This window comes from Endomicrobiales bacterium (assembly GCA_023228045.1).
GTDB lineage: Bacteria > Elusimicrobiota > Endomicrobiia > Endomicrobiales > JALOBY01 > JALOBY01.
In genome coordinates, this window is the sequence record JALOBY010000020.1 from 1 (window position 1) to 13,558 (window position 13,558).

11 protein-coding genes and 1 pseudogene are annotated in these 13,558 nt (G+C 39.5%); all 12 read right to left on the bottom strand.

The genetic code is table 11. The annotated features are described in order from the left end of the window. Positions 1-1,058: hypothetical protein (locus M0Q46_05310; GenBank protein ID MCK9583007.1), on the bottom strand; the 1,058-nt coding region annotated here is incomplete at its 3' end. Positions 1,059-1,611: 553 nt separating this feature from the next. Further along, on the bottom strand, positions 1,612-3,171 hold the full coding sequence (locus M0Q46_05315; GenBank protein MCK9583008.1) for a putative DNA binding domain-containing protein: 1,560 nt from the start codon (positions 3,169-3,171) through the stop codon (positions 1,612-1,614). A gap of 574 nt (positions 3,172-3,745) precedes the next feature. Continuing rightward, positions 3,746-4,018 (bottom strand): lipopolysaccharide assembly protein LapA domain-containing protein, encoded by a 273-nt coding sequence (locus M0Q46_05320; GenBank protein ID MCK9583009.1) that lies wholly within the window; start codon positions 4,016-4,018, stop codon positions 3,746-3,748. 92 nt (positions 4,019-4,110) lie between these two features. After that, complete coding sequence (locus tag M0Q46_05325; GenBank protein ID MCK9583010.1) at positions 4,111-4,836, bottom strand: DUF3800 domain-containing protein; 726 nt, start codon at positions 4,834-4,836, stop codon at positions 4,111-4,113. A gap of 13 nt (positions 4,837-4,849) precedes the next feature. After that, positions 4,850-6,034, bottom strand: coding sequence for an HD domain-containing protein (locus M0Q46_05330; protein ID MCK9583011.1), 1,185 nt, complete (start codon positions 6,032-6,034; stop codon positions 4,850-4,852). A 32-nt stretch (positions 6,035-6,066) separates the two neighbouring features. Further along, on the bottom strand, positions 6,067-7,128 hold the full coding sequence (locus M0Q46_05335) for a hypothetical protein (GenBank protein ID MCK9583012.1): 1,062 nt from the start codon (positions 7,126-7,128) through the stop codon (positions 6,067-6,069). Between the two features lie 178 nt (positions 7,129-7,306). Further along, on the bottom strand, positions 7,307-8,173 hold the full coding sequence (locus M0Q46_05340; GenBank protein ID MCK9583013.1) for a ParB/RepB/Spo0J family partition protein: 867 nt from the start codon (positions 8,171-8,173) through the stop codon (positions 7,307-7,309). Positions 8,174-8,397: 224 nt separating this feature from the next. Then, positions 8,398-9,150: pseudogene (locus M0Q46_05345) on the bottom strand (AAA family ATPase). Between the two features lie 725 nt (positions 9,151-9,875). Continuing rightward, positions 9,876-10,412: a DUF4416 family protein gene (locus M0Q46_05350; protein ID MCK9583014.1), complete on the bottom strand. Its 537-nt coding sequence runs from the start codon at positions 10,410-10,412 to the stop codon at positions 9,876-9,878. Positions 10,413-10,621: 209 nt separating this feature from the next. After that, on the bottom strand, positions 10,622-10,903 hold the full coding sequence (locus M0Q46_05355) for a hypothetical protein (protein MCK9583015.1): 282 nt from the start codon (positions 10,901-10,903) through the stop codon (positions 10,622-10,624). 144 nt (positions 10,904-11,047) lie between these two features. Continuing rightward, positions 11,048-12,007 (bottom strand): 6-phosphofructokinase, encoded by a 960-nt coding sequence (locus M0Q46_05360; protein ID MCK9583016.1) that lies wholly within the window; start codon positions 12,005-12,007, stop codon positions 11,048-11,050. Between the two features lie 93 nt (positions 12,008-12,100). Further along, on the bottom strand, positions 12,101-13,552 hold the full coding sequence (gatB, locus tag M0Q46_05365; GenBank protein MCK9583017.1) for an Asp-tRNA(Asn)/Glu-tRNA(Gln) amidotransferase subunit GatB: 1,452 nt from the start codon (positions 13,550-13,552) through the stop codon (positions 12,101-12,103). Positions 13,553-13,558: the final 6 nt, after the last annotated feature.

A 13,558-nucleotide genomic window follows, 5' to 3' on the forward strand; every position in this document is an offset into this window, starting at 1 on the left:
TTTGAATCGTCAAACCACGATCGTCCCGGTGCCCCATCTTCGCCTAGTTCGGTTTTATATAGCCAAGCAGAACTATGCACAAGCAAGGAACGACGATTAATATCTGTTTCTTCTAATATCTTTTCAAGAAACTTGCCCATACGATCATGGATTTTATCCGATGTTAATTGAGTTGGAAGGGCAAAATATATCCCTGTCGCATCACCTTTTTCTAAAATTTTGTAGGCAGCATATAGGGCCGCCTCAGTTTTGCCTATACCCATGGGGGCTTCTAACACATAGATCCCTTGATTATTTGTTGCCTCTGCAAGACACCTCTGCACATTGTTGCATGAAGGAAGATCAAACATCTCTTCGAAAGAAACTCCCTTGCGAATTTTTGGAGCAATAAAACCAGCAAGATCTACAGCCTCAGAAATATGATCCTTTAATATTTCCTGTTTTGCTTCATCAAACAAAGAACCTGAACCAATCCAATCAGCTACCGTAGTAAGGCCAGAAAGAACATCTGAATTCAAAGCAGATGACACCTTCGGCCAGTCTAAATGTAAATCATTTTTCAAATTTTCTATTAAAATCTCTCGTTGTTTTTGCCAACCAGCACCCCCATAAATATCTGCGTCGGATGATTGCACACCGGGTGGAGTGTATCCATGATGTCTACCAAGAATTTCAGGTATATATTTAAGTTTCTGACTAATCGTCGCTTGGCTAACACTAAAATGATAGCCAATTGCTTTATCTAAATCATGACTTACAATCCCAAGTTGCATTCCAATATCGTAATAAATCTTTTCCTGAAATGACGGACTAACCTTTCCTACATCATGAGCTGCCGCAACTAGCTCACTGCCTTCGGGAAAGAGACTTTCTTTGAGCCAATTAGGCATGCGACTCAAAAGTTCACGCGCCACATACCCAACTATACGACAATGTGTTTCAACTGATACACCTGGTTTATTTCCAGACAAAGAACGAATAGTCTTAGCTAAGCAATCACAAAGAGGGATAACCTTCATATCAGCATTCTCATCCGTAGTGTTTCTTGGTTTTATCATGGAGTTAACACCTTATTTTGCCGTTTGTCGTTTAGGATTATCAGATATCAATTTGACCTCAACAAACTCAAAGCTGTTCATAAAAAACCATTCACAGGGGTCTAACAATTCCTTACAGATAGGGCATACATAATCAATGTTACCGATTTTAATTGCATTCTTATAATCATGTCTACAGATTATATTGTTATTTTGTTTTCTCATTTAACACCTTCGTCAAATTGGATATAATAGACATAGATTCAACCCACCCAATTCAAGTTGCCAATGCAAAATTAAAATACTTTACAAACATTTATAGGAGCAGGATGAAGCATTGGTTATATATACAAGATTGGGGCAGAAATTGTTTAAGACCAAAAAGGTTTTATTTAATTTATTCTCAAAACTTTTTTTGTAATCTTTTATTTTTTATCTTCACATTTATTGCAAAGCTCTGGGTTTTTTTCCGAGGGGCGCACGCCGAAAAGTTTTGCGGCAATTATTCTATACAAAAAACCTTCAAGCGGCACTTTGCATTTTTTACATTTCTTTTTCACATTCCTTTCACCAGTTAATTAGTTTTTACAAGCCCTTTTAAGTAATTCTCGCCTTTTTTAGTCAGACGGTATTTTTGCAAGCGGCTGTTGGGTTTCTTTGGGATAGTATATTCAATATAATTGGCGGAAAGCAATTCGTTAACAGCTCTTTTTAAGGCACCAGTTTTACTTTTTAAGTTTAGACCTTGAACGATTTCTATCATTGATAGGGGAGTTGTTGCCAAAATATTCAATACTTGTTCTGACTGGGCCCTTGACTGGGCCCTTGACTGGGCCCTTGTTGCTATTTCTTCACGAGAAGCTACGCATTCGTTATCCTGTTTAAGAAACAACGGGTGTATTGGAAATTCAACTGTAAGAAAGGTGCGGTCTTCATCTGTGTGAAAAATAGGCAAAGGAGAGCCATTCTTAGTAACTTCGTGAAGCATTTTTGGGATACCTGTCCCGCGACCTTCGGTAATTTCCAGTTCTTTTAAGAACTCTCCAACTCTGCGGTTGCGGTAACGCCTAGATGTGAACCTACTTGCCTGAATATCTTTATTTGAAATAGAGCTATCTGGGCCCGGGAAACTTCCAATAGTTATGCTATTGGGCAATATTCGCACTTCCACAGGTTCTCTAATTTCATAAGAACGGTGATAAACAGCGTTACAAAGAGCTTCCTTGATAGCAATGTATGGATAGTTAAAAAAGCGATCAGCATCAGGGCGGTTTGAGCGTTTTATAATTTTTTCGGTAATAACCTGATTTTGAATATGCGTTAAGACCTTTTCTATAATCATGTGTAGCGGTCCTTTGAAAATTTTTTCTGAAAAAGAATCCGCTCCGAGTCCTTCTGGAAAATGAACTATATCAATTTGTGTCTGAGGGAAATATTTATGTGGTTCTTGATTGAAAAACATTAAGCCCACATTTTTGGGCCTCATATATTCATCTGGACCGTCCACAATATTCATATTTCGGCAAAGTTGTACGAAATCCATCTTTGCTGCCTGCTCAAATAGGTCGCTTTTTACTTGCTGGAGGTAAGAACGGATTAACCCAAGGTTTAGTTCATTAATGGTAGCCGTATGATTTATTCTGTCGTCAAATGGTACAGTGGCAGCAAGAGAAAAAAGCTCTTTTTCATCCTGTGGTTTGGCAATAATTGTGTTAGCGGCTTTACGGATATAATATGCGTAGCGTTTCTCGTCTTTGGAAAGAGAAAGAGGTGCTTTGTAAGGGCGTGTTTGGCCACCAACACACCACAAGACAATAATGTATTTTTCCTTATATTCAGTTGGCACAACAATAGGGTGATAGTAAGGTTGTATTTTGTGGCCAAGTTCAATTATTTCTTTCTGAATTTTATCTATATGATTTTTCGCAATGCCTTTAGGTGGCAAAATAGGGTTTCCTTTGTTTTCCTTTACGCCAATTATGATATAGCCGCCACCCAAATTATGAAAATCGTTGGCAAATGCGCACATTGTGTGTAGAACTGCTTCTGGGTTCCACCCCTCTTTAAATTCAAGCCGTTCCCATTCAACTGTGCGAGCTGTTAAGAGATGGTCAATGTTGATAGGCAGGTTCATTTTTTCTCCAGTTATATTTGTCTTATACAATTTCGGCTTCGGCGGCGATTTTGTTTAAATTGATAATTCCGCCCCCGCTTGCGGGACGGTTACCAAATCGTTCCTTCTCCCCTTGGCGGGTAAGTTTCTGGACCCCGTGAAGTCTGGGGAAGAAGGTTAGGACATAAAGTCCTATAGGGACAACATCCCTTTACGGGATGAGGGGGTCAAATGGGACCTGTTATCAAATGCACACCCTCACCTCAATCCTCTCCCATCAAGGGAGAGGAATAAAGAATTAGAACCACTGATACCTCTCAGCTCAAGGGAGAGGAATAAAGAATTAAAACCACTGATACCTCTCAGCTCAAGGGAGAGGAATAAAGAATTAGAACCACTGATACCTCTCAGATTGCTGGGCGGAGATTCATTCTACTGTTAAGTGAAATCGGGAATGCTATTTTTACAGCACAAACTTTAAATAGCCATGGAATTTTATAATTTTTACTGCTTTTTTGTATGAAAATCCTTGTTTTTGCATAAATATGAGGAGAGGCACTCCTTGAATTTCATTGAATATGAGGATTTTGTGAATTTATTTATTAACATAGATTTCAGATTTTGATGGGTCGGTTTGGGTTAGCTTTGTTTTTAGGGTTTTTATTTTTGAGTTCTTGCGGATTATTTGTGGCAAGAGCATTAGCATACCGGTTATTACGCCGCCCGTAAATGCCGCAAGCACAGATATTGTGAGTGTTGTAAATGTCCCCCATTTTAGAAATGTGATGTAAACGGTGGCGGTGTTTTGCATTGAGAATACCAGCATTGCTGCGCAGAGAATGAAAACAAAAATAAAAGTATATTTCATAAATGCTCCTTTTAAAAAAATGTTGCAATTTTGTGAAAGTTATATTATAATACTCATGCGGGACTAGGGCTTTCCTGGGCCCGTTTTGTATTTTATGGGAAAACCTTCAGCCCGTAACCCATATACTTCCCGTCCTTCTGGTGTAATTTCTTTTCAACAATTTTGAATGCCTTGTTTTCACCATCATTGTTCATAATCCATTTGCCGATAGGGTAAGCAACCAGATCGGCTAATTGCATACCTGCAATATTTTGTGTTTTTTGGTTAAATGACAGATCTGCCAATTTCGCCTGCGTTTCTTTAGGTGGAAATCGTGATGAGCCGGCACGAAATAACTCATATTCGTGAGACAATTTTTTGTCATTGTGTGTTTCCCGAGATTCAATTCTTAAAAGCATTTTTTCGTTGCTTTTACCCAAATACATTATTACGCGTTCAAAAAAAAAATGGAAACAAAGATGATATGGATTGACAGAATCTGAGTATTGGTTTTTTAGGGAAGTTTTGTTAATAGCAGCGGCAATAACTGTGAAATTTAAAGAGAGAATAAGCTCGTTTATGTCGGTGTAAAATGCTTCGCGCAACTTTTTATCAACAAGTATGTTAAAAGCATTTTTTTGTTTTCTTATGTCGTATGAGCGTAGAATAATATCATTGCGTTTAAAATATTTTTGTTTTAAAGCCATAATCTGAGGTTCTGCTGTGTTATTATAGTAATCAAAATCAAAAATACATCCGGCAAGAACGAAAACAGGATAGGATGGGTCAATTTTATTAAGACTGTGATCACCTGATTCGTCAAGAAAAGCTACTTTCAATGGAATATCCTTTTCATTTAAAATAATCAAACAAGATTTTGAATTTTATTTTGCCGTAGGTTTTACCGGCGAAATTTTTGTAGGTTGTTTTTAGGCCGTTTGTTAGTTCGTTGCTTGTTATTCCGAATTTTTTTGATTGCGCGGCTTCTAAGTAAGCAGAGAATTTGTCGCAGGCCTCTATCAGTTGTCCGTCCACGCATGAGTAGGCATCATTATCTTTTTGTGCACTTATATTTGATTGTAAGACAATTTTCCCATTTTGCATTGTTTTGTTTTTAAATTCGTTTTGCATTAGGTAGTTTATTTCTTTGTGCCATTTTTGTGGCAACATTGGCAAAAGCGTTTCTTTGACCAAAGTGTTTTCAAAGTTTTTTATTATTTCGTCTAAGCCAATTACAGAACGCTTTATCGGGTTTATTATGTCGCGTGTTAAGACCTCGGGCAGGTCGTGCAAGAGGCCGCTAAGAAAATTGTTTTTTATGCGAGTAGCGCTTTTGTAGCCGTTTTCTATTGAGCAGAAATACGCAAGTATTGCCACCATTAGCATATGGCCTAATACATTTGTTTTGGGTATGCGCGGGCTTTGCGCCCAACGGAGTTGAAAGCGCAGTTGGCCGCAGAGGTCTGTGAATGCGTTTAGTTTTTTACTTTTTTCAAATTGCGCCACGCTTGACAGGTGCTGATGTTTTTTTATTTCATTTTCTATTTCTTTTTTGCGTTCTTTCATTCCGTATATGTGTTTGGCAAGTGGGTATATGATATTAAATTCCCACCTTGTTGCCATGTAGTGCGCCGCTTTTAATATGGCTTTTTCTTTTGACCAGATTGTTTTGTTGCCAAAGTATTCGCAGAAACGCTCATAGAGTGGTTTTGAGAGGGCTTGCAGATCTTTTCGCAAGTGGTTTGCCACATAAGCGTTTAGTTCTTTTTCTTTTTCCTGCATTAGTTTGTGGAATACGCGTGGTTTTAAGTCGGTTAGCACTATTCTGTGGTAAAATTCAAATATCGCGCCTTCTATTAGCGCGGTCCAGTTTATTTTTTGGCCATTATCTTCTTCTAAGCGGGCAAGTATGTAGGCGATGAGCATTTTGTGCGCTTGTTTGTCTAACTCGGTTAACTCTATGGGGCGCGGGTGATCGTTCCAGCGTTGTATTGAGGCAGCAGAAAATAGTTTTTCTATTAGTTCTTTGGTTATCATTTTTAATTTTTCGTATGGTCTACGACGGGTTTTTATTTTTGCTCGTCTACTTTTATGGTTTCGCTATATCCGATGTTTCCCCACTCATCCATTGCGGCAACACTGATAAATACATCGCTGCTTGGCAGAGTGGATGGTTTAAGTGTTAGCATATATGGCGTAGCGTATATTGCCGTGCCGGTTTTTTGCCACTTTGCCGCATCTGTTTCTTGCACATCTGCATTGTCGGTTGTGTATTCAAGCCAAAGTTTTTCAATTGATTGTCCGCTAACTTTTACTACTAAAGTTTTGTTTGAGGTGTTTATAGCGCTGGGTAATATTTTAGCTATTTCTACGCCTATTTCCTGTTTTGTATTTTGTGGCACAAGTTTTATGGCAATGGCAGGCCTGAAGCTGGCTATTGGTGTTTTTAATGATGTTTCGCGGTCTAGTGGGGCGTAGCCGTTTATATCGTTGTTTATCCAGCTTTTTACTGCGCCAGTGCCAAAACCGCCTGCAATTATTGGGCAGTTTTCCGACTTGGATAAATTTTCAGAGGGTGAATATATGGCTACGAAGTTTTTGCCTCCAAAATTTATTTTATTGAGTGGAACTTGAGCCCAAAACCAGCGTGCCTCGCCGGTGCCTTCTGTGGCATATTCCTTATCACCTTCAAGCGGTATTTCTTCGGTTGTGCAAAGAAAGTATGAATCTGTGGCTTGCCAAACCGGCGAGCTGGATAGGGCTATGTATATGCTGCCGGGTACAATTTCTTTTTGCCAGCGCGGTTTTCCGTCGGGTATATGTGTTTTTGCGCGCCCAAGTTTTACGCCAACGAAGGCCTTTTCCATTCTCTGGTTTTGCGGTAAGTTAAACTCTTCTATCCAACATAGGTTAAAACCAACATACCAGTTGGCATCCCAGCCGTTTGTGGCAAATACAGAGTAGTCGTTTAGGTTTGTTAGCTCACATATATATGTAGGAAGCGCTATTGTGCCTTGGCTTTGCTGTTGCGACGAGAGAGAGATTTCGTTTTCTTGCGGGGTTTGCGCGTTTGCAATGTGTACAAAAGATAGTGCGAGTGTTAATAATAATAAAGCAGGAATTTTTTTCATATTTCTGCCACCTATATCGCGTCCCGCAATCTGCGGGACTTAGTATTCACTTCGTTCATACTTGGTTTGGCTAATATGATTACGCCAAACCGCTCTACAAGGGAAAACCTTAGGTTTTCCCGTTTCGTCGTCGTTCGTTTCGCTCACTGAACCCTTTCCTAAGATGAAAAAGAACATTTTATTTTTTTGCTTTTAATATGCCAGCTATCCGTTCAAGGTCTGAGAGAGTAAAGTAATGTATTTCTATTTTGCCTTTGTTTGCTTTGCCTTTTATTTTTACTTTTGTTCCAAGCCGTCTTTGAAGTTCTTCACAAAGGTGCACTAATTCAATTTCGGGTTTTGTTGTTTTCCTTTGAGTTTTCAGTGGTGTTTTTCCCTCTGAGACAAGTTTTTCGGTTTCGCGTACTGAGAGTTTTTCTTTTACTATTAACGCGGCAAGTGCTTTTTGACGAGTTGTGTCTGTTATGCCTGCAAGCGCTCTGCCATGCCCCGACGACAATTGCCCAGATGTTATTAGCGCTTGTACCTCTTTTGGCAGTGTTAATAAGCGCAGGGCGTTTGCGACAACCGAGCGGTCTTTGCCTACAATTGCGGCAAGCTCTTCTTGCGTGTGGCCAAACTCGTCGTAGAGGCGTTTGTATGCGCCGGCTTCATCAATAGGGTTTAGGTCTTCGCGCTGTATGTTTTCAATCAGGGAAATTTCAAAGCGTGTTTTATCGTCAACCTGGCGCACTATTGCCGGCACTTCGCTAAGGCCTGAAAGTATGCAGGCGCGCAGGCGGCGTTCGCCGGCGATTAGCTCGTACTCGCCAGGTATTATGGAGTGTGTTACAACAAGCGGTTGTGTTAGCCCATGGGTTTTAATAGAGTGTGCGAGTTCTTTTATTTTTGTTTCATCAAAGTGTTTCCTGGGTTGGTGGCGGTTTGGTTTTATTTTACTTGCTTGTAATTTAACTATTATTTCCCCATTATGTGCCTGCGGCTGATTTTTTGCCGGTAAATTTGGTATTAACGATTCAAGACCTCTACCTAGTGCGTTGTGCATTATTCCCCCATTATTTTTAACGCTTTATTTAGTTTTATTAAATAACAAAAATAACTCATTTTTCAATTAGTTTTTACTTCTAATGCTGGTTGTTCTGGTGCTGTTTGCTCATTTTGAATTGGAGATTGCTCGGCTTGCAGCCGATTATTTTCTTCTACTTTTATTAGTTGTATTTCAGCCGCTGCTTCGGGTGCGCTTTGGAGTTGTATATTTTTTGGCTGTTTTGAAAGCAGCTCTTTGGTTAATTTAAGGTATGCCAGCGTGCCTTTTGCAGATTTATCGTAAAGTATCATGGGTTTGCCAAAGCTTGGTGCCTCTGCTAAGCGAACAGTGCGAGGTATCATTGTTGTGTAAACCTTGTCGCCAAAGTGCTTTTTTATTTCTTCAACAACCTGTTTTGAAAGGTTCATACGGGAATCATACATTGTTAGCAATATGCCTTCAATTTCAAGATTTGGATTTAAATTTTCCCTTAATAATTCAATGGTTTTTACTAATTGTCCAAGACCCTCAAGGGCATAATATTCACACTGAATTGGTATAAGAACCGAGTCGGCGGCAACAAGTGCGTTTAATGTGAGCAGCCCAAGCGACGGGGGGCAGTCAATTATAATATATTTGTAAACATCTAAAAATGGGGTTAGAATATTTTTAAGGCGCATTTCGCGCTCTTGCATGGAAACAAGCTCAAGCTCGGCACCAATAAGGTCTATGTGCGATGGGGCTATGTCTAACCAGTCAATTGCTGTTGGCAAAAGAACTTCTTTTAAAGGAACTTCGCCCAAAAGTGCCCGATAGATATGACTAGGGTTTGCATTTTTGTCTATACCAAGCCCGCTTGTTGCGTTACTTTGAGGATCTAAGTCAATTAGAAGTGTTTCGTGTCTGAGATACGCTAAATTTGTGGCCAAATTGACGGAGGTTGTAGTTTTACCAACACCGCCTTTTTGGTTTACTACGGCGATAATTTTGCTCATTTTCCCTTCTCCTATTTTTTATAATGGTTATTCTACATATTTATTTTTTAAAATACAACAAATACACATTGTTCGGTTTAATATAACCTCAAAGCTAAAATCCTGTCATCTTCGGATTTTAGTTTTATGTATTTGCTCGGTCGCTTGAAAGTTTTGTTGATTTTGTTTCACGTGAAACAAAAGATTTATTAAGGTTGCCTGCAAGTGTCTTTAAGTTTTGGAGATGTAACCACACTTTGAGCGGGTAGATGGGGTATATAGAAGTGTTTTGGGAAAGCGGATTATAGGAGTGGGGGTATTCTCTTGGTTTACCGTTTGCAAAACAGTTTAATAAGTCAAGTAAGTGTGTTTCGTGCCCATTTTGCACAAGAATTGCCGCAATATAAGGCAATCCCGAGAGGTTTTACTGAATTATATGCCGCGAAGTCGTAAATAGGGGGCACTGGAAAACTCCTGCCCCAGGGTTTAATGAAAAATTATAAATAACAAAAGTACAAGCTTTTTAACAAAAACTGTGCAAAAACCGTGCACTTATGCCCATATTATTATCGTGTATTTTATTGATAATTCAATAGTATTTTTATTTTTCAGTAAACCCTAAATAGGAGCGTTGATGAGTAAAAAGTTTTGTTTCATGTGAAACAATTGAATGCAAGAGTTAAACTTATAATTAGCAATAGGACGCGGGATTTGACATTGAGGCAAAGCAGTTTATGTAAAAGTTTTTACTTTTTATCTATTTGCTGTAGTTGATTATGGTATGTTTCCCGCAGTTGTGTAAAAAACCTTATTGCCTGTGGGCACATATAATCGGGGTATGTCCAAGGTAGCGCGCTAAATGCTTTATTTTTGTACTGCACGGTTATTTCTGCATAAATGCCGCTTGATAGGTATATTCTGTGGCTAAAGTCCTTAGTGGAAGCAAGTATAATTTTTGAAAGTGCAAGGTAGCCCGGGTCTAAATTAATAGTTCTTTTGCCAGCTTTGCAGTTTTGCGCTTCTGTATTGTTTGAAAAGTTTTTAATGGAGCTTAGTTCGGTTGGTTCAATTAGTTTTTCAAATCCAACCCATGCACGAAGTAGTCCACTGCCCATTTCGGCTGAGTAGTAATTTGTAAATTCAAAGGGGAAAACTTCACTTATAATATCACTTTTTCCAAGAGATTTACTTAACAAACATATTGATTTTTCAATAAGTTCTTTAGTCGGTGCTATTATCCCAGAAAATGCTTTTACCACTTGAGGTTCTTTTGCTGTGCCCATGGTTATTGCTCATCACCTGTAAGTGTTTTTAACCCGGATTTTGCAACTTGATTTGGTATATCTTGTGGCAGCGCCCGCCTTGGGTGGGAATTAGTCAAAATCGCACAAACCTATTACAAAGTTCGGGTTAAAATCTATTAAAGGGAAACCTGAAAACTTATTAGCACTGTGATGTGCAAAAAAGGTTTTCAGAACTTCCCCTTAAAAAATTATTTCTTTTCTTCTAATGTAACAACAATGCCACCGATCTTGTTGGAAAGCCAATTGTAAAGAAGGGCAATTACCGTAATTCCTAATAACATAATTACTGTGTAAAGAACCACGAAAATTAACCATGAAATAAGGCGTGTGGCAGTGCCAAGGCCTGCGGCAACTTCTGTTGTAAGAATGAAAAATGTGAAAAGTCCAATAACAACAGGGACGATAGCGAAAATAGCCGGCAAAAGCTTAAGCATTGATACAAGATTGAACTTCTTTACTTCATAAATCATGATGCCTCCTGTTTTGTTTTGCGGTGTGTGCCATATCGGCCACATCGTAAAGATTTGAAGTGTTACTGTAAATCCGTGATAAATTGTAACTAATTTACTAAAAACAATACAAGTTAAAATTTGTAATTTAAAATAATACTTTTGTTAGAAAGATAATTCAGTGGCAAGTTTGTATAAATTCATGTCCAGCTTTTTTTCATTTTTAATTGCGATTGAAAGGGGAATGTTAGAAACTTTGCCGTTTTGTAAAACCACAAGGCGATTTTTTGCGCCGCTTTTAAGCAACCTTACAGCGTATGCGCCAAACTGGCTTGCAAGTATTCTTGAGCGCGCAGAAGGCGAGCCGCCGCGTTGAATGTAACCAAGTGAGCTTAAACGCACCTCTAGGCCGGATTTATTTTCTAGTTGTTTTGTAAATTCCATTGAATTGCCGGCACCTTCCGCATACACAACAATTATAGAAGTTTTACCTGATGCGTTTGCCGCTTTAAGCCCTTTTGCAATTGTTGGTATGTTTGGTTTTATCTCAGGTATAATAACTAAGTCAGCGCCTGACGATATTCCTATTGCAAGTGCCAAAAAGCCGTGTTCCCTGCCCATAACTTCAACTACAAAAACTCTTTCGTGGCTTGCGGCTGTGTCGCGAATCTTGTCAATTGCCCTCATGGCTGTATCAAGCGCTGTGTCAAAGCCAATGGTTTCATCGGTGCCAAATACATCATTATCAATAGAGCCGGGAATACAAACAACAGGAATGCCTTTTTGCGATATTTTTGTTCCGGCCGCAAGTGAGCCGTCACCACCTATTACCACAAGCCCGTCTAATGAGAGATTTTTTAAAGTGTTAACGGCTTTTTGCAAGCCCTCTTTTGTGCGCATTTGCGGGCAACGGCCGGTTTTTAAAATTGTGCCGCCTTTGTCTAAAATTCCGCTGACAAAGTTTCTGCTAAGTTTTTCTACCTGATTTTCCAATAGGCCGCGAAAGCCGCGTTGCACACCGTAAACCTCAATGCCAAGAAAAAGCGCCTCGCGCACTACCGCGCGAATTGCCGCATTCATGCCGGGAGCATCACCGCCTGATGTAATTACCGCAATTCTTTTCACTTTAACCTCGCCAGTTTAGTGTTACAGATGTAAGTTGCGAAAACCTTGATGATTTTACAATGCTAAAAAAGTTATTGAATTTATAAAAAGTGTTTAACTTAATTTTTCTTTTAAAATTTTATTTACAATTGCAGGGTTTGCTTTGCCCTGAGATTTTTTCATGACCGCGCCAACAAGCGAGCCAAGAGCTCTTTCTTTGCCTGCCTTAAACTCTTCAATAGCTTTTGGGTTTTGCGCAATTACTTCGTCACAAAGTTTAGAAATTTCCGACTCGTCTGAAATTTGCACCAGGTCTTTTTCTTTTATAATTTCCTCAGGGTTTTTTGAAGTTGTAAACATTTCTTCAAAAACAATTTTCGCGATTTTCCCTGAAATTAATCCGCTGGCAATTTGTTGTGCCAATGCGGCAAGGTTTTGTGGAGTTATGGGAGATTCTTCTATAGATATATTATTTGCATTTAAGCGGCCAAGTAGTTCTGTGGTGATCCAGTTACAAAGTGGTTTTGCGTATGTTTTTTTGTCGCTGCCTGCGCAAAAAAGGGCTTTTTCGTAATAATCTGAGAGAGCTTTATCGGAGCTTAGCACACTTGCATCGTAATCGCTTAAGCCAAGCTCGGCAATAAAGCGTTCTTTTTTTGCGGTTGGAAGTTCTGGTATGCGTTTGCGCATTTGCTCAATAAACTCATCGCTTAATGTAAGCGGTAAAAGGTCGGGTTCGGGGAAGTATCTATAATCGTGAGCTTCTTCTTTTGAGCGCATTGAGTGAGATGTTTGTGTTGCCGCATCCCAAAGGCGGGTTTCCATAGCCACTTTGCCGCCGCTTAAAATAAGCTCTATTTGCCGTTTAACTTCGTACTCAAGAGCGTCGCGTACATTTTTTAACGAGTTCATATTTTTAAGTTCGGCTTTTGTGCCAAACTCTTTTTGGCCAATGGGGCGAATGCTTATATTCGCGTCGCAGCGGAACTTGCCTTCTTCCATATTGCACTCAGAAACGCCCAGATACTCTAAAATTGTTTTAAGCGCGGTAAGGTACAAGTAGGCCTCTTCCGGCGAGCGCATATCCGGTTCTGAAACAATTTCCATTAAGGGTACACCGGTACGGTTTAAATCAACAAGCGAGTATTCAAGTTCGCGGTTGCCGATGGCGTGTAAAAGTTTTCCGGCATCTTCTTCAAGATGAATTCTGGTTATGCCTATGCGTTTTATTGCCTGCCCAACTGTAATGTCTATATATCCGAGACCGCAAACAGGCATATCGTACTGCGAAATTTGGTAGTTTTTTGGCAGGTCCGGGTAGAAGTATTGTTTTCTTGAAAAAACAGATGTTTTATTTATTGCGCAGCTTAGCGCAAGGCCGGTAGTTACAATGTATTCAACCACTTTTTTGTTTAGCACAGGCAAAACACCCGGTTGGCCGGTGCATACAGGACAGATGTTTGTATTTGGTTCTGCGCCAAAGTGTGTTGAGCAGCCGCAAAATATCTTGCTATTTGTTTTTAGCTGGCTATGTACTTCAAGCCCAATTACGGTTTCAAACTGCATGTGCGC

Bases quoted from the DNA above. Each gene is read 5' to 3' on its own strand.
- M0Q46_05340 (MCK9583013.1), bottom strand. From the start codon at position 8,173: ATGCACAACGCACTAGGTAGAGGTCTTGAATCGTTAATACCAAATTTA.
- M0Q46_05315 (MCK9583008.1), bottom strand. From the start codon at position 3,171: ATGAACCTGCCTATCAACATTGACCATCTCTTAACAGCTCGCACAGTT.
- M0Q46_05355 (MCK9583015.1), bottom strand. From the start codon at position 10,903: ATGATTTATGAAGTAAAGAAGTTCAATCTTGTATCAATGCTTAAGCTT.
- gatB (MCK9583017.1), bottom strand. From the start codon at position 13,552: ATGCAGTTTGAAACCGTAATTGGGCTTGAAGTACATAGCCAGCTAAAA.
- M0Q46_05335 (MCK9583012.1), bottom strand. From the start codon at position 7,128: ATGAAAAAAATTCCTGCTTTATTATTATTAACACTCGCACTATCTTTT.
- M0Q46_05330 (MCK9583011.1), bottom strand. From the start codon at position 6,034: ATGATAACCAAAGAACTAATAGAAAAACTATTTTCTGCTGCCTCAATA.
- M0Q46_05350 (MCK9583014.1), bottom strand. From the start codon at position 10,412: ATGGGCACAGCAAAAGAACCTCAAGTGGTAAAAGCATTTTCTGGGATA.
- M0Q46_05320 (MCK9583009.1), bottom strand. From the start codon at position 4,018: ATGAAATATACTTTTATTTTTGTTTTCATTCTCTGCGCAGCAATGCTG.